Origin of the sequence: Streptomyces sp. PKU-EA00015 (genome assembly GCF_013387495.1) — a bacterium.
Lineage (GTDB): Bacteria > Actinomycetota > Actinomycetes > Streptomycetales > Streptomycetaceae > Streptomyces.
This window is the reverse complement of record NZ_JABZEE010000013.1, coordinates 112,174-132,375: the sequence shown is the minus strand read 5'-3', so window position 1 is coordinate 132,375 and position 20,202 is coordinate 112,174. Positions and strand designations below refer to the sequence as shown.

The following is a 20,202-nucleotide window of genomic DNA, read 5'->3' as shown; positions in this document are numbered from 1 at the left end:
TGTGCAGGGTTTTGGCAAATCCGTGGGCAGTTGGCACACTACTGACCCTTCGGGTTCGGAGGGTCCGGAGCCGGTGGCGAAGCTGGGGGCGGGGATGGCGGACAAGGCCGAGATGGGGCTGGCCGCGGCGATCGAGGAGCTGCGCGAGGAGCTGTACGCCGCGCAGGACAAGGGGGCCGGTCAGCAGTTCCGCTTCGAGATCGAAGAGGCGCAGCTGGAGCTGCTGCTGGAACTGCGCAAGGACAACAAGCTCGGCGGAAAGCTCCGCTTCGGGGTGGCCGACGCGGGCCTCGACCGGACGGCCACCTCCGCCCGGACGCACAAGCTGACCCTGAACCTCAAGATCAAGGACAAGGCGGCCGGCGGCAGCAACCCAGAGATCAGCCACGAGGAAGCCGGCTCCTGGGACTACCACTGAGATGGACCCGCTCAGGCTGGTCGACGTCCGTGCCGGGGACGCCGAACAGACGCAGGGGTACGGCAGCGGCTACCTGATTGCGCCCCGCCTGGTGCTCACCGCCTGGCACGTCACCAGGCAACAAGGCTCGGGACTGCTGTGGCCGCGCATCAACGTGCATGTCGGCCGTCCTTCCTCCGGTCCCGTCGAGCACCGGACGGCAGAAGTCCGCTGGACTCATCCCGACGGGCGGGACGTCGCCCTGCTGGAGCTCGACTCTGCTGTGGACGTGCCCGGACAGGTGCTGTGGGGCCGCGCCGGTGGAACGTCCGTACTGTCCTACGGCGGTCTCGCGTTCCCGTTCGCGACGCGGACGGCCGACGGGCACCGCAAGGTCGAGCAGCTGTACGGAACCCTGCCCCCGCTGGCCGGCGGTCGCGGTGTCCATGACCTGTACGTCCTCAACCAGGACATCGCCCCGGCTGAACGCGACGATGGCAAACAGGCGTGGGCCGGTGCCTCCGGTGCCGCCGTCTTCTGCGACGACCACCTGGTCGGTGTGGTCATCCACGACGACGAGGCGTTCCGGAACCATCGCCTGCATGCCTGCCCCACCCACACCTTCGTCACGGACCGCGACTTCAGGGACCTCCTGCGCCGGCACGACGTGGTACCACCGGCCACCCTCGCGGTGATCGAGGCCGGTCCGGCGCCGGTTCCTGCGCCGGCGCCGCGGCCGGCCCTGCCCTCCTGGCTCTCCCCCCTTCCGGCCGGCCACTCGGGCAGCTTCGTGGGGCGCGAGGCGGAGCTGCGGAACGCGCGCTCCCTGGTCTCGGGAGGCAGGGTCCTCTCGGTCGTCGGGCCCGAGCACACGGGCAAGTCCGCCTTCATCGGGCGGCTGGTCGGAGACGAGGACTTCCGCCGCGCACTGGGGGACAACCGCCCTTGGGGGCTGCTGGAGCTCGACGTGCCCGGGTGCAGCAGCCGGTTCCCGGTGTCCCGGGCGCTGGCCACGCAGCTCGACGTCAACCTGTTCACGGTGGAGGAGTACGGCGAGGACACGACCTCGACCGAACGCAAGATCAAGCACATGCTGGGTACTCTCTCGGGCGCCGCGCGCGGGCACGACCTCGTGACCGTCATCGACTGCGCCCGATTCGGGGAGGACACCGCCGATCTCGAGGCGGATCTCGACGAGGTCCTCGGCAACTCCGCGTTCCGGCGGTCGGTGGTCCTGATCGCCAGCGCGACGCATCTGCCGGCCAGCGGGGGCCAGCAATTGCGCCACATGCCTCCGGTCCGGCTCGGCCCGCTCACCCGGGAGGAGGCTGCCGGGCTCCTCTCGTACGAGCTGGGCGAGCGCCGGGTCCGCGTGGATGCCCACCAGGTCATCGACGAGGCCGACGACAGTTTCGTCCAACGGCCCGGGATCCTTCTGTTCGGCGTCGACCGGCACGTGAGCCAGTACGTCGACGACGGCCCGCACGACCCCGAACCGGTGGCGGTCGCCGTGGACCTTCTCGACGCCTGCCGCGTGACCATCACCAAGGTGTTCGAGGAAGCCGAATGCCGGCTGCTCGACGACTCGGCCTCTCCCGGTCCGCTCGCCCCGCTCATCATCTGGGCGATGGCCGAGCGCCTCCCGCTGCCGCATGACGTCCTCGTCGCCGCCGGCGTCGGCCCGGCACTGCTCCGGCGGCTCGCCGCCCACGGCGTGCTCCTGGAGCGGCAGCCGTCAGTGGGTCCATCGGGGCCATCGCACTATGAACTGAGCCGTGCCACCCGGGAGGCCCTGCGGAACATGACGCTGGTTGCCCTGGGCGTCGACGTGGGACGGCGTCTTCAGCCGGCGGAGGCCGTCGCGCTCGGTCCGGCCGCCCGTGACGCGGAGCTGCTGGACAGGACGCTGCGAGGAGGGGCGCTCGGGGTCTTCGAGGCCGCCCGCTCCCATTTCGAGGACGAGGAGAGCGACGACAAGCACCGGTCGCTCCTGTTCGCCGTGGAGTGCACGGCCAGTTGGCTGCGGGCCCGCGCCGGCGGCCTGCTGCCCCGGCTGAGCCTGCAGGTGGAGGAGATCGCCAACACGCTGGACATGGAAGCGATCGTCCTGCCGGTCGAGCCGAGCGCGCAGCGGGAGGAGGAGCCGAAGCGCGAAGTCGCCGCCGTCGTCGGCAACAACGGCGACAGTCGTGCGGACGACGGCTACGAGGCCCTGTACCGGGCCGTGTCGCAGCTGAACGTGAGGATGCGCGAGCCGGTGACGGCACAGGCCGAGGCCCGGTTCGTCGCGGCCTGCGAGCAGGCCGTGGACGCCCTGCGCGGCTGCGCGCCGGGCCTTCCCCCGCAGATGCTGCGGTCGATCGACAACGCCCTGTACTTCGGCGGACGCCGCTACGGGTGCGACGCCGACATGCTGCAGATCCGCGCCGGTGCCGCCGGGATGCTGAGCGAGGACGCCCAACTGATCGCCAAGGGGCGGGTGAGCCGGCTCGCCTGGACCATCTCATGGCTGCTCAACACCGCGGATCTGCAGCTGGACGGACAGCAGATCTCCGAAGGCCAGTCCAGTGTCGGACTCGTCCACGACCTGCTGGAGCTGCTGCCCCCGCCGAACACGACCGGTGGTGAGGCCACGCAGCTCGGGCTGCGCATGCGCGCCGCCCGGGCCCGGGCGAGGGCGGTCGACAACGGGCCGGAGCGGCTGGAGGCGTTGGCGGAGGCCGTGCGCCTCGGCCGTGTGGCCCTCGAGCGCTGCGCGCCCACCACCGCACTGCGGCATCTGTGGACCCGGCGGTTCCTGGAGGCGGCGAAGCACCACGCGTTCGAGCTGCGGACGGACGAGGAGCGGTCCGCCCTGGTGGGTCTCGTCATGGACAGCCTCACCGGCTCGTACGGGCCGGTGACGGCCTGGGGGCTGCCCGTTCGCCTGGCCGTCGCCAGGTTCCTCCGCAGCGTCCACCGGCGTCAGGCCGATCCGGCTCTCCGGCTGGACGGCGCGAAGGCTGCGATGGACCTGCTGCTGCCGTACGGTGACGCCCTCGTGCAGCAGGCCGAGGCCGGCGACACCGGCGGGCTGCTGGAGCTCGCCCGGACGTCCGGGTTCACGGCGTGGGCGCTGGAGGAGAACGAGCGTCTGCGTGAAGCCGCGGTGGAGGCCAGGAGAGCCGAGCGGTACGCAGTCCGGGCTGTGGACAGTGCCCCGAGTGCCCACGCCTACCGCGTGTGGCTGGAGTGCCTGCGCCATCGCGAGCAGTTGGAGTACGGCCCGGAGGACTCGGCCACGCGGCGGGACCTGCGCCGCGCGGTCAACAGGACTGAGGAGTGGCTCGCCACCCAGGAGGCCAGGACCGGGCAGCATGCCCAACTGGCCCGGCTGTGCATCGTGGAGGAGTGGCACCTGCGCGGGCGCAGCCTGTGGCGGGCGGCGGTGGAGGCGAACGACGGGAATCCCATCGTCCGGCTCGATCTGCTGCGGCGGGTGTACGCGGAGCGGCTCCGGACTCTCGAGGGCCACGAGAAGCGGTACGGGCCGACCATCGGCACGGCTGTGCTGCGCTGCGACCTGGAACGCGAGTACCGGCGCCTCCTGACGGCGCACCAGCCCGGAGCCGGCAAGGCGGGACGCCGCGTCGACAACGGACCGACCTGGGCGGTCCTCGACCGGGCGGAGAGCCTGTGGCCGCACAGCACCGAGATCCGGCTGGCCCGCGCGCGGCTCCACCGCTACCTGTGGGAGTACGCCGAGGCGGCCGCGATCCTGGAATCGGTGATCCGCAGCACTCGCAGCGGGCAGGAGCGGCGCCAGGCGCAGATAGACATGGCGGATGTCCTGCTCCGCTACGTCCGTTACGGATCCCCGGATCCGTCGGAGCGCGAGGCCGCGCTCGAGCGGGCCGCCGCGCAGCTGGTCGAGCCGCTCGACCATCGCTTCCAGTCACAGCGGGTGGTTGTGCTGCGCGAGCGCGTCCGTCTGGAGTCCGGCGCGTCGGTCGACCAGGAGCGCATCGACGCGGCGTTCGAGGAGCTCATCGGTCTCGACTACGCGACGAGCATCGGCAGGTACCTGCACAGCAGGCGCCACGCGCGCACGGAACCGGCCGCCGAGGACGAGGGGAGCGCAGGGGACGACGAGCCGCAGGACCTCACGCGGCTGCTCTACGACAACTTCACCGACATCGACCTCATCGACGGGCTCGGGCAGCTCTATCTGCGGCAGGCCGAGCTGTGGGACCCCGAGGGCGGCCCGGACGCGCAGCGCGAAGCCGCCGTGGCCGCGCGGCGGGCGTACGACTGCTTCGACGCGTGCCGAGTGCTGCTGGAGGCGCGGTTCGACAAGGAGCACCTGGTGAACTGCTTCCAGCGGGCCGAGGCCATCCGCCAAGCCGCCCGGCTGGCCGGAACGGCCGACCCCCTGCCGTGGAAGCCGGAAGGCAAGCCGAGCTGGCTGAAACTGGCCGTCGATCTGTTCCAGTCGGCCGCCGGACGTTCCGTGGACACGTTTCACGTGCTGTGCGTGGAGCGCATCAAGGAGACACAGCACCTGCTGAATCGGCTCACCGGCTGATGGCCTTTCGGGTGAGCAGGCGGCAGTTGAACCCTCGTCAGCGTGTCCCGCGCAGCCGTCAACGCCCCTGCGCGGAGGGACGCTTCGGCGTGGTCGTGCGCGGGGGCGGCCGGTGATTCGGCCTATCGTGGCCCGACATGTCAGACGACCGTGAGGACGCCGGAAATGGGCAGCGAGAGTCCTGGGTTCATCGCACGACCGACGCGGTGCGCGCCCGGGCCGATCGCACGTTGATGCCGTGGCGGCGCCTCACGTACTGATTCCGGGCGCTCCCCGCACGCCGGCGCCGGAGCACGTCTGGTACGCGTCCTACGGCTCCAACATGCACGGTGCCCGCCTGCACTGCTACATCGCGGGTGGGCGGCCTTCCGGGGGCGCGCGGACGTACCCGGGATGCCGGGACACGGCCGCGCCCCCGCGCTCCGTCCCCGTGACTCTGCCCGGCACCGTGTACTTCGCGACGGAGTCGGCGGTCTGGACGGGTGGGCGCGGGTTCTACGATCCGTCGGCCGGCGGGCTCGCCTGGGCGCGGGCGCACCTCGTCACGGCGGAGCAGTTCTCCGACATCGCGGCGCAGGAGATGTACCGGGAGCCCGGGGCCGATCTCGACCTGAGCGAAGCACTGGACCTCGGTCGCTCCGAACTCGGGACGGGCCGCTACGAGACGCTGGTGTGCCCGGGCACGCTCCACGGCGTCCCCGTCCTCACGATCACGGCGCCGTGGCGCATGGCCGACGTGGTGCTGCGGAAGCCTTCCGCCGCCTATGTGCGGCACCTGGCGGCGGGGCTCGGCGAGTCCGGAGCGTGGTGCGCCGCCGACATCGCCGCCTACCTGGCCGCATGTCCCGGTGCGGCCGGCCAGTGGACGGCCGAGGACATCGCGGCGCTCATCGGTCCCGACGGCGACGGCCGGTCCCGGAGGATCCCGTAGCCCGCCGCCCCCAAGCGCCGCTCACCGCAGCGTCGCCACGAAGCTGCGCCCGTACGCCTGGTGCGTCGTCACCTCGACGCGGGTTCCGCCTGGGACGGGGGCGACCCGGACCCCCTCGTCCGCGCTGACCGGTCGCAGGGTGCGGCCGCGCAGTGTCAGCGTGATCGTCCGTCGCCCGGTCGTCGGGTCGCAGACCGCGAGCGCCGTCGTGCCGTCCGGGTTCCTGCGGACGAGCACCGAGGCCGGACCGTCGATCGCGAGGTGTTCCACGTGGTAGGTGCCCGGGGCGAAGGTGTTCGCGGCGACGAGGCCCAGGTGTGCGTGTTTCACCGCCTGGGCCTCGGGCGTGTTGGTCAGGACGGTCAGGGGACCCCGTGCCCAGGAGGCCGTCCGGCGGGCGGTGGCGTTGGGGAGGATGGCGTAGGCCATCGCCGTGGGCGGGGTCCCGGCGGGCAGGTCGAGCGAGAGCGTGAAGACCTGCTTCGTCGCCAAAGCCGCCGGATTCGCCTGGCGGACCACGCGGCGGCTGCGGGTCACCGGCTCCAGGGCCGCCGTGGGGTCGGGGCCGTCGAGGAGGGCGTAGCCGATCGCGGTGCCGCGAGTGGTGTTGGCGTACCGCAGCCAGGCCAGGGGCGCCGTGCCGGCGCCCGACCACGGGGTGCCGTCGCGGAGGCCGCCGGTGAGGGTGACGGTGTCCGACGGGGCCGCGATCCGGGCGTCGACCGTGGTCGTCACCGCGCGGCCCGCCGGGTCGCCCACGCCCGCCGCGAGCACCACGATCTCGTCGTCGAGCAGGAACCACGACTTCGTGGCGCGGGCGCCGCGATAGGCCACGAAGTCGTCGGGGAGGGCACCGGCCTGCTTCGCGGTCCACGGGACGTCGTCGGCCAGGACCATGCCGGCCGTGCCGTAGGCGCCGAGGCGGGCGCCGCCGGAGAAGGCGTTCGTGGCGCGGGGGAAGTAGACGTAGGTGTTCTGCGACGTCGACGACGCGGTGAAGCCGCGGGCCGGGTTGTCGTACCAGAGGCCGCCGTAGAGCTCCGGGACCGTACGGCGGGCCTCCACGGGAGCGGTGACACCGGCGAGGCGGTAGGGGGAGACGGCGGTGTAGTAGTCGACGCCGTACGCCCCGGTCTGGTCCTCGCCCGAGAGGTAGAGGTAGTGTGCGCCGTCGCCCTGGAACCAGGGCATCAGGTTCTCGCCGCTCATGTACTCGTACTTGCTGATACGCGCCGAACTGCGTGCGAGGGCGAAGGCGTAGCCGGGCCGGCGGTGGACCGTCCGGTCCATCGCGTTGAAGGCGGTGTGGTGCGCGGCGGGGGTCAGGTCCTTCGGGGGGACCGGTGAGGCGAGGATGTCCGCGTGGCGGGCGATGCTGACGGGCGACACGAAACCCGTGGGGTCCAGGGGCGACTTGGACGACCGGTGGACGTGCTTGACGTAGGCCGCGAGCGCGGCGGCGTCGGCGCCGGTGGCGTACGAGGAGAGGTCGACGACGGCCTCGACGACCGCGGCGACGTCGCTGTAGCCGGTCGTGGTCCGGGAGACCCCGCGGCCCTTGACGATCTCCATCATCCAGCCCTCGAAGATCACCGGGGCGAAGCCGTCGGTCACCCAGCGCCGGACCGTGCCGGTGAGATCCTCGGCGGGCGCGTAGCCCGTGCCGTCGAGGATCTTGACGGTCTGGACGACACGGGTGAGCAGGCCCTTGCCGTACGAGCCGGTGTAGGCGACGGAGTCGTGCTGGACGAAGGAGCCGTCCGCGTAGAACCCGTCGGTGACGCCGTGCCGCAGGTCGTACGGGTCGATCGTCGCGAAGACGGTCAGCTGGTCGGCGACGGCTTTGCGGATGCGGGCGTCGTCGCCGAGGACGGCGCCCTGGAGGATCCGGTTCGTCGTGATGTCGGCCAGGTTGGCGCCGGTGTGGAACCGCGAGTCGAGGTCGACGTCGCCGTCCTTGCCGTTGCGAAGATAGGCGTCCATCGAGGCGACGTAGGCGGCCGGGAGACCGGGGGTGAGGGCCGTGATGTCGTCACCGAGGAGGACGAGGATCTTGCTCACATGGGCGGAGATGCCGATCTCCCAGGTGAACCAGTTGCCGTAGTAGCCCTTCGACTGGTCGCCGTAGTACGTCTCGTGGAGGTGGACCAGGCCGTCGACCACCCGCCGCCGCACCGCCGGATCGTCCCGCAGCTCCGAGGCGGCGGGGCCGGGGGTGCAGGTGGCGAGTGCGATCTCGTAGAGGTACTGGAACGACCTGTTCAGGTTCGGGTCGCTTGTGCCGAGCGGGACGCCCTTGAAGAGCTCGCCCGGTCCGGCGTCGTCCATGGCGGCGAGCCGGGCCCGCGCCGTGGACTCGATGGAGGCGAGTTTCGGGGCGACCTCCGGCCGGGCGTTGGACTCGGCGGTTCCGGCGAACACCGCGGCGGTGTTGCGGAGCAGCGTGGCGTGGTCGGAGACGGCATCGGTGCTTCCCGGGGCGCGGCGAGGCGCGGCCGACGCCCGCGATTGTGCCGCGGCCGGCAGGGCCACCGCGGGGAACACGGACAACAGGGCGCGACGCGAAAGATGCACCTGGGCTCCAGGGTCAGCCGGGAAAGCGCTTGCTGCGCATCCAAGCAACGGTGACCACCCCTGTCAACGGCAGCGGCGGCCCCCTGTCCACGGTAGTGGCGCACGGTGCCGCGGACCTGGTGTGGGCGTGGACCTGGCGTGGGTGCGGCGGTCGGAGCACGCTGGAGCCATGGCCGGGAACCCGCCGATCGTCGTGCACCGGATCTCCCCCTCGGGCGGCCGGCGTGTCACCGTGCGCGGACGGATCATGGGTCTGGCCCACTCCGACGAGGAGGTCCTGGAGCTCGTCCGCCGCTCGGGCGAGACCGGGGCGGTGGTGCTGGAGGACCCGACGTGGGTGGAATGGACGGGCGGCAGGCCGCACCAGTACGAACCGCTGGAGCTGTTGCCGTAGGTGGCCACCCGGCACGAGGGGGGTGCGGCTCCATGGGATTCCACAACTTCGCGCGCAAGGTCCGTGAGGCGGCGCCGCTGCGGGCCCTCGGCGTCATCCGGGCCGACAGGCCGCTGTGGCAGGCGGACGTGCGGGCGTACGCGGAGAAACGGGGCGAGGCCAAGCGCCGGGGACTGCGCAGTCCCCGGCCCGGCGAGGCGAATCCGCTCGTACCCGCTTACCGGTACGGCGCCCCACGCGAGGCCGCTCTGCGACCTGCTCTTCGTCGCGGAGCTCATGAGGATCGCGGGCGATCCGCCCGGCCCGGCGCCCCCCTGAGCCGAGGACGAACGGACGAGAGCCCCGGCACCCGAGGTGACCGGGGCTCTCTCTGTCCGCGAATCCGGCCGCGGCGGCGACACTCCCCCGAGTGTGGCTTCCCCACGCCGAGCACCAGCGGGCCGGATCCGATGAACCGATCCAAACAGCGCTCTCCAACAGATCGCTAACATGGGCCCGGCGCCCACGGACGGGCGGGTACGGGGAGGAAGACGATGCGGTTCGGCCTGCTCGGTGCGCCCGCCGTGCACGATGCCGCGGGTGAGCCGCAGCACCTGGGCAGTGCCAAGATCCGCGCGCTGCTCGCCACCCTGCTGCTGCGCCCGAACAAGGTCGTCCCCGTCGACGAGTTGAAGGCCGCGCTGTGGGGCGACGAACCGCCCGCGTCCGCCCACGCCTCCCTGCACAACCACGTGACCCGGCTGCGCCGCATCCTCGCGGAGGAGGGCCGCCTGCGGGCCGTGGCGCCCGGGTACGTGCTGCGGGTGGCGCCCGGCGAGCTGGACACCGAGGTGTTCGAGGAGCAGGTGCGCACCGCGCATGCCGCGTACGGCCGCGGGGAATGGGCCGCTGTCGTGGCCGCCGCGCGGGACGGCCTCGCGCTGTGGCGGGGCAGCCCGCTGGCCGGCGTCTACGGTCCCGACGAGGCCGAGCCCGCGCTTGTGCGGCGGCTGCGGGAGTCGCGGCTGCTGCTCCTGGAGTGGCGCTACGACGCCGAGCTGGCGCTCGGCCGGCACGACGGGCTGGGGCCGGAACTGTCGGCACTGGTCGCGGAGTTCCCGCTGCGGGAGGCGTTCCACCGGCAGCTGATGCTGGTGCTGCACCGCACGGGCCGGCAGGCAGAGGCGCTCGACGTGTACCGCTCGCTGCGCCGGACGCTGGTGGAGGAGCTGGGGGTGGACCCAGGGCCGGCCGTGCGGCAGGCGCACGAGGAGGTGCTGCGCGGCCCGGTCGCGAAGTCGCCGCCCCCGCAGTCGATCCCGCCGCAGGTCCCCGAGCGGCGGCCGCCCGCACAACTGCCGCCGGGTCCCGTCCACTTCACCGGCCGCGCGGAGACCGTCGCGGCCCTGCGCACCGCGCTCGCCGGCGGCGGAGCCGTCGTCGTCGTCTCCGGTATGGCGGGGGTCGGCAAGTCCGCGCTCGCCGCCCATGTCGCGCACACGCTCCGCGAGGAGTTCCCCGACGGGCAGCTGTACCTGAATCTGCACGGCGCGACACCCGGCATGACTCCGCTGGAGGCGCCTCAGGCCGTTGCCGCGCTGCTCAGGGACCTGGGCGTCGGACCGCTTCAGATGCCGGAGGCGCCCGACGCGGCGACCGCACTGCTGCGTTCGGTCCTCGCCCCCACCCGCACGCTCCTCGTGCTCGACGACGCGGCGTCCGCCGCACAGGTGCGGCCGCTGCTGCCCGCGGGGCCGGGCTGTGCGGTCGTCGTCACCAGCCGTTCCCCGCTGACCGCGCTGGACGGCGCCCGGCGCTTCCCCCTCGCTCCGCTGAGCGCCGGTGACAGCGAGCAGCTGGTGCGGGCGGTCTCCGGGCGCGGTCCGGGCGAGCGGCTGGACCGGCTGGTCGAGCTGTGCGGGCGGCTGCCGCTGGCGCTGCGGGTCGTCGGCGCCCGGCTCGCCGCCCGCAGCGCGCTCACCCCCGACGTGCTCGCCGGGCTGCTGGACGCGGAGGCCGGGCGGCTCGACCACCTCGACTACGACGACCTGAGCGTGCGCGGCTCGCTCGCCGTCGCCCACGACGGCCTGGACCCCGACGCGGCGCTCGCGCTGCGCGGCCTGGGCGCGGTGGACCTGCCGGAGTACGGCGTGCCCGCCGTGGCCCGGCTGATGGACACCGACGAGCCGCGGGCGGCGGCGGCCCTGGACCGGCTGGTCGAGGTGGCACTGCTCCAGGAGGTGTCGTACGGCCGGTTCGTCCCGCACGACCTCGTACGGGACTACGCCCGTGAGCTGGCCGAGCGGGCCGGCGGTACGGAGGCGGCGGTCGAGCGCGTGCTGCGCTGGTACGGCGAACGGGCACGGCAGGCGGCGCTGACGCTGTCCCCGGTCGGCTCGGACACCGAACTGCGCCTGCCCGAGCCGATCGGCGAGGCGGAACCTTTCTCCTGCGGCGACACGGCGCTGGCCTGGTGCGACTGCGAAGTGGCGAACGCGGTCGCGCTGACCGAGCGGTACGCCTTCGCCTCGCGGACCGTCCCCCTCCTCGTCCGCGCCTGGTCCCTCCTGCTGCGGCACCGCGGCCGGCTCCAGGAGCTCGCCGTCGTGGGCCGGATCGCCCTCGACGCGGCCCGCGCCCACGGCGACGCCGAATCGGAGGCGAACGCGCTGAGCGACCTCGCCGGACTGCACTTCCTCAGCGGCCGCCCGGACCGCGCTCTGCCGCTCAACGAGGGAGCGCTCGCGGCCTGGCGCGCCCTCGGCAACGAGCGCCGCATGCAGCGCAGCCTCAGCAACCAGGGGCTCCTGCTGGAGGCCCTGGGACGGTACGAGGAGGCGGCCGAGGTCCTGAGGGAGAGCCTGGAGATCGTCCACCGCATGGACGACGCGTACGCCGAGGGAGTCGTCCTCATCGCGCTCGGCAACCTCTACGAGCACACGGACGCCCGGGCCGCCATCGGCCACCACGAGCGGGCGCTGGAGATCGGGGTGCGGCTCGGCGGCGACGTGCTCGTCCAGACCTCGCACTGCAACATCGGCTACGCGCATCTCACGCTCGGCGAACCGGCCGCCGCCCTGCGCCACTTCGAGGAGTGCCTGCGCATCCTCGGCGACGACGGGCCCTGGCACGGCGAGTCCCAGTGCCGTGTCGGACTCGTCCGGGCCCTGCGCGGGCTCGGCCGCGACGAGGAGGCGGCGGTCGAGTGCGCGCGGCTGCTGGAGAGCGCGCAGGCGCGGGCCGACGCGCAGATGGTGGGCCTCGCCCGGCACCAGCGGGGTCTGCTGCTGCGGTCGGCGGGGCGCGTGGGCGAGGCACGGGAGCAGTGGCGGGCCGCCGTGCGCACGCTGGAGGCGTTCGACGGCGCGCACCAGAAGACACTCGCCGAGCTGCGCGAACTGCTGCGCCTGACGGCGTCGCAGCCCGACGCGCCCGCGCTGTGGACCCCCCAGCCGGAGGCCGACCACCGGTTCGCGGACGGGGCCTGAGATCTCCGGTGAAACATATCCCGTGTGCCGTCGCGTCAGTGGGGTGAAGGCGTCGCCGAGGGGGAGTGGTCAGGGACATGAGAGCGTCGCGAGCGGACGGGTACAGAGAGTTCGCGGCGAGTCGCGCCACGCACCTCTACCGTTCCGCGTGCCTGCTGACCAGCGGTGACAGCCATCTCGCCGAGGATCTGGTGCAGGAGACGCTCGGCCGGATGTACATGCTCTGGGGACGCGTCTCCCGCATCGACAATCCGGCCGCCTACGCGCAGACCGTGCTCGTGCGCTGCTTCCTCACGCACAAGCGCCGGCGCTCCGCCGCCGAGCGTCCCGTCGGCGAACTCCCCGACAGCGCACGCCCGTCCGGTGACGATCCCGAGCTGCGGCTCGCCCTCCTCGGCGCGCTCGGCCGGCTGTCCCCGAAGGACCGCGCGGTGGTGGTGCTGCGGTACTGGCAGGACCGCAGCATCGAGGAGACCGCGGACGCCATGAACGTCAGCCCGGCAGCGGTACGCACCCGGGCGGTGCGCGCGCTCGCCAAGCTCCGTGGACACCTGGGCGGCAGCCTCGTGGACCTCGCCGCCCGCTGAGCGCCGCACGTGCGGGCGCGCTCCCCGAACACTTCCTCCCCACCGTCGAGCAGAGAGTGTGGTTCCCCATGCCTTTCGAGGACGAACTCGGCGATGCGCTGCATCGCACCTGTGAGGGCATCCGGCCCGCCGACCGGCCCGCGCTGGTCGAGGGCGGACTGCGCCGGGGCCGCCGCGGCCTGGCCGTGCGCCGCGCGGCCGTGGCCGGCGGCGCGCTGGCGCTGGCGGCGGTCGGCCTGGCCGGCACGTACGCCACCGGTGTGCTCGGGGAGCGGGACACCGGCGGCGGGAAGGGCTCGGTCGCCTCCGCGGGGGAGGCGCCCGGCCTGACGGTCGAGAAGACCGACGGCGTGATCAGCGCCGAGGAGATGATCGCCGCGCTCAAAGCGCTGCTGCCCGAGGGAGACGTCGTCCAGGAGGGAGGCCGCGGCAGCAGCAAGGGCCCGGGCTCGATGCCGTACGCCGCCGTCGTCTTCGACGACGGGAAGGGCGAGGCGCGGATCTCGCTCAGCCTGAACACCGTCGATCCGAAGGGCGGCGCGGACTACGTGACCTGCCCCTCCACGGCGCTCGTCGACCACGACTCCTGCACGGCCGGGACCCTCGCGGACGGCTCCCGGTACATGCTGCTCAAGGGCTTCGTGTACGGCAGGGACGAGGGCGCGAAGCAGTGGCGGGCGACCGTGATCACCCCGCAGGGGGTCCTGGTCGACGCGAGCGAGTACGACTCGCCGGCCGAGAAGGGCGGCGAGATCACCCGGCCGGCGCCGCCGCTCACCGCCGAGCAGATGAAGGCCCTGGTCACGGACGCCTCCTGGCAGCCGCTGATGAAGGACTACCGCGCCGAGGCGGGCGCCGCGCGGCCCGAGGCGACCAGGCCAGGGGAGCCCTCCGGCCAGGACGTGACCAAGACGCTCACCGAGCTGCTGCCGAAGGGCCTGGAGGTCACCGACGAGGGCGGTGACGCGGGGTACGGCTTCGTCGTCGTGGACGACGGCAGGGGCAGGAGCTTCGTCCAGATCAACGTCCAGCCGGGCATGGGTGACCTCTCCTCGCACTTCGCCGGTGCGACGCCCCTGCCGGACGGCACGCGGGTGCTGGAGAGCAAGGAGGCCGATCCCGACCGGAAGGGCGGTGAGGGGACGGTCGGCTGGACCGTCGACACGCTGCGGCCCGACGGGTTCCGCGTCGTGATCACGGCGTTCAACGCGCCCGGTCAGGGACAGGACGCCGGCCGGGAACTGCCGGCGCTGACGATGGAGCAGCTCAGGGCCATCGCGCTCCACGAGAAGTGGCTGCCCCGGGGGTGACGGCCGCCCGGGTGCGCGCGCGGACCGCCCGCGCGCCCGGGCATATGACAAGGTCGGCCGCCGTGTGTTGTCCGCGGCGCGCGGCCACCGGCAGAGTCGCTGCGCACGAAGCACCGCCGAATTCCGCGGGCGGGCCGGGGCCGACCAGGCCCTCAGGGGATGTCGATCCTCCTCGCCAACGCGCCTCGCCCCACAGTATGTTGATCGTTCGTCGCCAATTGTGGCCGCGGGGTCCGGCCGTCCTGCGGGGGCGGCCGGGCTCCGGTACGTCCGGCAGCCGCCGCGCGTCCAGGGGAAGAAGAACATGATGCGGATGGAAGAGAGCACGGTCCGGCTGCCGCTCGACGAGGCGGCGTGGATCCGCGCCGTACGGACGGACCCGGTGGCCGAGGCGCTGGAGTCGGCCGGGTACGACGTGTCCGTCGACGCGCTGGACGCCGAGGTCGGCCCGGCGCCCGAGTGGGCCGTCGGCGACGAGGAGGACGGCAGCGGGGGCGGACTCGGCCTGCGGCTGGGCCTCGGCTACCGGATCGGCGGCACCCTGCTGTGCACGGCGCGGATCTGGCTGCCGCGGGCGGTGTCCGTGCCTCAGGTCCCGGCCCTGTGGCCGCTGCGCCGCTGGGAGGAGCCGCTCCAGCTGGTCGACGACCTGCGCTGCCGGATGCCGTACGCCCAGGAGCGGGCCCGCTTCGGGCTGCGCGACCAGGTGCCTGTGCTCGAACTGGAGCGCATCGGTGTGACGCTCACGGGCCGTATCACCGACCAGATGCTGCTGGTGCTGCCGGCCGACCGGGTCGTCCTCGGCCAGGGCGCGCTGCGCATGCGCCGCACCACGGTGCCGGTGGCCTGACCCGGTCTCCCGGCGAAAAATACCGCCCGTCCTCTTTCCCGAAGGAAAAAGGACGGGCGGCTTTTTTGTGCCCGCACGACCTGACCAGGTAGTGCCGATACTTTCTGGATTCGCCGCCACCTGACACAAAAAAGGGCCGACTTTGTCGTGAAAATACGGCGCCTGCATCACGTGACGAAGTGCGAAGGTCGGTTTTGACCCATCAAATTCCCACCCCGAAACTCGAGTTGGGGTTCGATTCTCGGAAATCCGGGACGGGATGGGAGTCGATACGCCGGAGCCGTAGCAATGATGGGGAATTCTCACGATGGAGGTCCTGGGTGACGAGTCAAACAATCTCGGAAAGGCCGACCGGATTCGGAGAAGTGCTTCCTGAGAGCGAAACGCAGCGCTGGCGCAGGCTGCCGGCTCTGCAGCAGCCCGAATGGGAGGACGCCGGGGCCACTGCCCAGGCCGTGCGCGAGCTCTCCCTCCGACCACCACTCGTCGCGGTGGAGGAGATACGGACCCTCGGCTATCTGCTGGCAGAGGTGGCCGAGGGGCTGCTCCAGGTGGTCCAGGCGGGCGACTGCGCCGAGGACCCGCTCGAATGCCAGCCCGAGCACGTCATACGCAAGACGGCGCTGCTGGACGCTCTCGCCGGCGTCATGTCGCTCAACTCGCTGCGTCCGGTCCTTCAGGTGGGCCGGATGGCGGGGCAGTTCGGCAAGCCGCGCTCCAGCTCGACCGAGGTCGTCGGCGGGGTCGAACTGCCGGTCTACCGCGGCCACCTGGTCAACAGCCCGGAGACCGACCCGGAACTGCGCAGGCCCGACCCGGGCCGGCTGCTGTCCGGGCACGACGCGGCGGCGACGGCGATGGACGCCCTGCGATCGCGGTCCGTGCGCTCGCTCTCGCCGGTCGACGCACCGGTGTGGACGAGCCACGAGGCGCTGGTGCTCGACTACGAGCTCCCGCAGCTGCGCCGCGACGAGGAGGGCCGCCTGGTCCTCACCTCGACGCACTGGCCGTGGATCGGCGACCGGACCAGGCAGCTGGACGGCGCACATGTCGACCTGCTGGCCTCCGTCGCCAACCCGGTGGCGTGCAAGGTCGGTCCCAGCATGGACCGCGACGGGCTGCTCGCGCTGTGCGAGCGGCTCGACCCGGACCGTACGCCGGGCCGGCTGACGCTCATCTCCCGGATGGGCGCCGACCGGGTCGCCGAGCGGCTGCCCGCATTCGTCTCCGCGGTGCGGGAGGCCGGACACCCGGTCATCTGGCTGTGCGACCCGATGCACGGCAACACGTTCGGATCGCCCGGCGGCTTCAAGACCCGCCTCGTCACCACGGTGATCCGTGAGGTCGAGGAGTTCCAGAAGGCCGTCACCGACGCCGGCGGCACGGCGGGCGGACTGCATCTGGAGACCACGCCCGACGCGGTCTCCGAGTGCGTCCACGACGCCTCGCTGCTGGACCGGGTCGGGGACAAGTACACGAGCCTGTGCGACCCGCGGCTCAACCCCCGGCAGGCCCTGGAGGTCGCCGCCGCCTGGCACGTCTAGGCGAACGGCACGAGGAACGGCGCGACCCGCACGACGTGACGGAAACGGCCGACACGCCTCACGAGAAACCGCACGGGTCCGGAATTCGTGCGGCAGCCACATCCGTACATCCGCAGCAGGAAATGGCGGCGAGCCGCCGGGATTTCGTGGTGCGGCAATTACAGCCCACGGAATCCCGGCGGCCTCGGCCGCCGCAATCCCCGAGCTTTGGGACCACGATGAATGTCGACAAGACGGAAAAGAAGGTAGCCCTCGTCACCGGTGCGGCCGGTGGCATCGGCGAAGCAGTGGTGCGTGCTCTGGCGGCCGACGGCACCGCTGTCGCCATGGTCGACCGCAATCTGGAGCCATTGGAGGAACTGGCCAAGGAACTGCGCGCGGTGGGGCAGGTGGCCGAGGCCTACCCCGCGGATGTCACGGACAGCGCGGACGTCGATGCCGTGGTGGACGCGGTCGAGCAGCAGCTCGGCGGCATCCGGTACCTGGTGAACGGCGCCGGCGTGCTCCGCCTCGGCAAGGCGAAGGCTCTCACCGACCAGGACTGGGCCACGACCTTCGCGGTGAACACCAGCGGCGTGTTCTTCATGTCCCGCGCGGTCGTCAACCGGATGGTCGAGCGCGGCTCCGGAGCGATCGTCACGATCGCCTCCAACGCCGCCGGCACGGCCCGCGTGGACATGTCCGCCTACTCCGCGTCCAAGGCCGCGTCCACCATGTTCACCAAGGTCCTCGGCCTCGAGGTCGCGCGGTACGGCATCCGCTGCAACGTGGTGGCGCCCGGTTCCACCGACACCCCGATGCTGACCTCCCTGTGGGACGACGGCAGCGCGGCGCGCTCCTCGATCGACGGCGTTCCCGGCGCCTTCCGCGTCGGCATCCCGATGGGACGGCTGGCCCAGCCCTCGCACATCGCCGACGCCGTGCTGTTCCTCCTGTCCGACCGGGCAGCGCACATCACCATGCACGACCTCACCGTGGACGGCGGTGCCTCGCTCGGCCACTGACCGCCCCGTACCCATCAGCCGAGAGGAAGATCCCGGATGGCTCTGCCCACGATCAGCCCCTATCCGATGCCCGGTCAGGGGGACATGCCGGAGAACATCGCGCAGTGGACCGTGGACCCGAGACGAGCGGTCCTTCTGGTCCACGACATGCAGAAGTACTTCCTGCGGCCGTTCCCGGCCGGGGAGTCACCGGTGACCGACCTGGTCCGCAACGCCACCGCCCTGCGGGAGCGCTGCGCGGAGCTCGGCATCCCGGTGACGTACACCGCCCAGCCGGGCGGCATGACCGACGAGGAGCGCGGCCTGCTCAAGGACTTCTGGGGTCCCGGCATGACCGTGGAGCCGGAGCACAAGAAGGTCGTCGACGGACTCGTCCCCGCCGAAGGGGACACCGTCTTCACCAAGTGGCGCTACAGCGCCTTCTTCCGCACCGGACTGCTCGACCTGCTGCGCAGCAGCGGACGCGACCAGCTCATCGTCTGCGGTGTGTACGCGCACGTCGGCGTCCTCATGACGACCACGGACGCCTTCACCCACGACATCCAGCCCTTCCTCGTGGGCGACGCCATCGCGGACTTCTCGCTCGATTACCACCGGATGGCGCTGGAGTACGCGGCGCAGCGCTGCGCCATGACCGTGACCACCAAGACCGTGCTGGACCAGCTGGCTCCGGCGGAGAGCCGAGGGACGCGATGACCTACCACGGACTCCTGGACCTGGTCCTCGCCGCGGACCCGCCCCCCTTCGCCCTGCTGCACCGCCCCGAGGCGGCGGGCGCCGACCGGGTCGACGTGATCGTCGGCGATCTGGCCACGCCGGCCGTTCTCGCGGACGTGCCCTCCAGCGGGGGCGTGCGGACGGCCGGCACCGGGCGCGCCGAGCACGAGGTGCTGGTGGTCGTCCCCTACCGGCAGATCACCGAGCGCGGGTACGCGGCGGCCGACGACGGCGCCCCGCTGATCACCCTGTCCGTGCGCGACCAGGACTCGGTGAGCCTGGGCGAGTTGCTGGACCGGCTGCCGGACCGGCCCATCGCCGTGTCGGAAGGCCACTTCGACGTCGGCGACGACGCCTACGCGCAGACCGTGCGGGAAATCCTCGCCGACGAGATCGGCACCGGCGAGGGCGCCAACTTCGTCATCCGCAGGTCCTTCGTGGCCGACATCGGCGACTGGTCGCCGGCCGCCGCGCTGACCTTCTTCCGGCGGCTTCTGGAGGGCGAGCGCGGCGCGTACTGGACGTTCGTCGTGCACACCGGCGACCGCACGTTCGTCGGCGCCAGCCCGGAGCGGCACGTGAGCCTGCACGGCGGCACCGCCGTGATGAACCCGATCAGCGGCACCTACCGCTATCCCCCGACCGGGCCGACGCTGGAGGGCGTGACCGCCTTCCTCGCCGACCCCAAGGAGGCCGACGAGCTCTACATGGTGGTCGACGAAGAGCTCAAGATGATGGCCGGGATCTGCGACGGCGGCGGGCGCGTGGTGGGCCCGTACCTCAAGGAGATGGCGCGCCTCGCGCACACGGAGTACTTCATCGAGGGCCGCAGCACCCGCGACCCGCGGGAGATCCTGCGCGAGACCCTGTTCGCCCCGACGGTCACCGGCAGCCCGCTGGAGAGCGCGGCGAAGGTGATCGCCAAGTACGAGCCCCAGGGCCGCGGTTACTACAGCGGCGTGCTGGCGCTCATCGGCCGGGACGCGGAGGGCGGCCCGACCCTCGACTCGGCCATCATGATCAGGACGGCGGAGATCTCCGCCACCGGGCGGGTGACCATCGGCGTGGGCGCCACCCTGGTCAGGGACTCCCGGCCCGAGTCGGAGGTGGCCGAGACGCGGGCCAAGGCGTCCGGGCTGCTCGCCGCGCTCGGCGCGACGGAGTCCGGGCTCGCCCGGCACCCCGACGTCCTGGCCGCGCTGGACCAGCGCAACCGGTCGATCTCGGCGTACTGGCTCCAGGAGCCGGGCGCGCGCCACCGCGCGGTGCCCGCCCTGGCCGGCCGGAAGGTCCTCGTCGTGGACGCCGAGGACACTTTCACCGGCATGCTGGCGCACCAACTGCGCTCGCTCGGCATGGAGGTGACGGTCCGCCGCTTCGACCAGGAGTACACCTTCGACGGATGCGACCTGGTCGTGCTCGGGCCCGGTCCCGGTGATCCGCGCGATGTGGACCACCCGAAGATCGCCCACCTGCACGGCGCGACCCGCGAACTGCTGGCGCGGGGCATCCCGTTCCTGTCGGTGTGCCTGAGCCACCAGGTGCTCAGCACCGTCCTGGGGCTCGACCTGGTCCGCAGGGACAGGCCCAACCAGGGCGTGCAGCGGAAGATCGACCTGTTCGGCAGGCCCGAGCAGGTGGGCTTCTACAACACGTTCGCCGCCCGCAGCGCCACCGACACCGTGCGGTCCGAGCTCATCGGGGCACCCGTGGGAGTGAGCCGGGACGCGGTGACCGGCGAGGTGCACGGACTGCGCGGACCGGGCTTCCGCTCGGTGCAGTTCCACCCGGAATCGATCCTGACCGAGGACGGTGTGCGGATCATCAGCGATCTGCTCACCCCGCTGACGGCCGACTGATCCA

13 protein-coding genes are annotated in these 20,202 nt (G+C 72.3%); 12 read left to right on the top strand and 1 reads right to left on the bottom strand.

Annotated features, from left to right (window positions below; all coding sequences use genetic code 11):
- Positions 1–73 precede the first annotated feature (73 nt).
- The 3 genes from HW130_RS12580 (at position 74) to HW130_RS12570 (ending at position 5,892) form a co-directional block, all read left to right on the top strand.
- Positions 74–418, top strand: a complete 345-nt coding sequence (locus HW130_RS12580) for a trypco2 family protein (RefSeq protein ID WP_309140416.1) — start codon at positions 74–76, stop codon at positions 416–418.
- A 1-nt stretch (position 419) separates the two neighbouring features.
- Positions 420–4,961 carry a trypsin-like serine protease gene (locus HW130_RS12575; RefSeq protein ID WP_177149599.1) on the top strand — a complete coding sequence of 1,514 codons (4,542 nt, stop codon included), beginning with the start codon at positions 420–422 and terminating at the stop codon, positions 4,959–4,961.
- A gap of 238 nt (positions 4,962–5,199) precedes the next feature.
- Positions 5,200–5,892: a histone deacetylase gene (locus HW130_RS12570; protein ID WP_177149598.1), complete on the top strand. Its 693-nt coding sequence runs from the start codon at positions 5,200–5,202 to the stop codon at positions 5,890–5,892.
- 21 nt (positions 5,893–5,913) lie between these two features.
- On the opposite strand, the gene HW130_RS12565 is transcribed toward HW130_RS12570, so the two are convergent.
- On the bottom strand, positions 5,914–8,466 hold the full coding sequence (locus HW130_RS12565; protein ID WP_177149597.1) for a polysaccharide lyase family 8 super-sandwich domain-containing protein: 2,553 nt from the start codon (positions 8,464–8,466) through the stop codon (positions 5,914–5,916).
- Between the two features lie 169 nt (positions 8,467–8,635).
- On the opposite strand from HW130_RS12565, the gene HW130_RS12560 reads away from it, so the two are divergent.
- From HW130_RS12560 to HW130_RS12520, 9 genes are all read left to right on the top strand, one after another.
- Positions 8,636–8,860, top strand: a complete 225-nt coding sequence (locus HW130_RS12560; protein WP_177149596.1) for a hypothetical protein — start codon at positions 8,636–8,638, stop codon at positions 8,858–8,860.
- 533 nt (positions 8,861–9,393) lie between these two features.
- The gene (locus HW130_RS12555; protein ID WP_177149595.1) at positions 9,394–12,327 is read left to right on the top strand and encodes a BTAD domain-containing putative transcriptional regulator; all 2,934 of its coding nucleotides are present in this window, start codon (positions 9,394–9,396) and stop codon (positions 12,325–12,327) included.
- Between the two features lie 77 nt (positions 12,328–12,404).
- A complete protein-coding gene (locus HW130_RS12550; protein ID WP_177149594.1) occupies positions 12,405–12,914 on the top strand; it encodes a SigE family RNA polymerase sigma factor in 510 nt (169 codons plus the stop codon).
- A gap of 68 nt (positions 12,915–12,982) precedes the next feature.
- The gene (locus HW130_RS12545) at positions 12,983–14,224 is read left to right on the top strand and encodes a hypothetical protein (protein WP_256356045.1); all 1,242 of its coding nucleotides are present in this window, start codon (positions 12,983–12,985) and stop codon (positions 14,222–14,224) included.
- A gap of 313 nt (positions 14,225–14,537) precedes the next feature.
- On the top strand, positions 14,538–15,074 hold the full coding sequence (locus HW130_RS12540) for a hypothetical protein (protein ID WP_177149593.1): 537 nt from the start codon (positions 14,538–14,540) through the stop codon (positions 15,072–15,074).
- Between the two features lie 365 nt (positions 15,075–15,439).
- Positions 15,440–16,618, top strand: coding sequence for a 3-deoxy-7-phosphoheptulonate synthase (locus HW130_RS12535; protein ID WP_177149592.1), 1,179 nt, complete (start codon positions 15,440–15,442; stop codon positions 16,616–16,618).
- A gap of 218 nt (positions 16,619–16,836) precedes the next feature.
- A complete protein-coding gene (locus HW130_RS12530) occupies positions 16,837–17,622 on the top strand; it encodes a 2,3-dihydro-2,3-dihydroxybenzoate dehydrogenase (protein ID WP_177149591.1) in 786 nt (261 codons plus the stop codon).
- Between the two features lie 36 nt (positions 17,623–17,658).
- A complete protein-coding gene (locus HW130_RS12525; protein WP_177149590.1) occupies positions 17,659–18,318 on the top strand; it encodes an isochorismatase family protein in 660 nt (219 codons plus the stop codon).
- A complete protein-coding gene (locus tag HW130_RS12520) occupies positions 18,315–20,198 on the top strand; it encodes an anthranilate synthase family protein (protein ID WP_177149589.1) in 1,884 nt (627 codons plus the stop codon). The genes HW130_RS12525 and HW130_RS12520 overlap by 4 nt, the downstream gene beginning before the upstream one ends.
- The last annotated feature ends 4 nt before the right edge of the window (positions 20,199–20,202 follow it).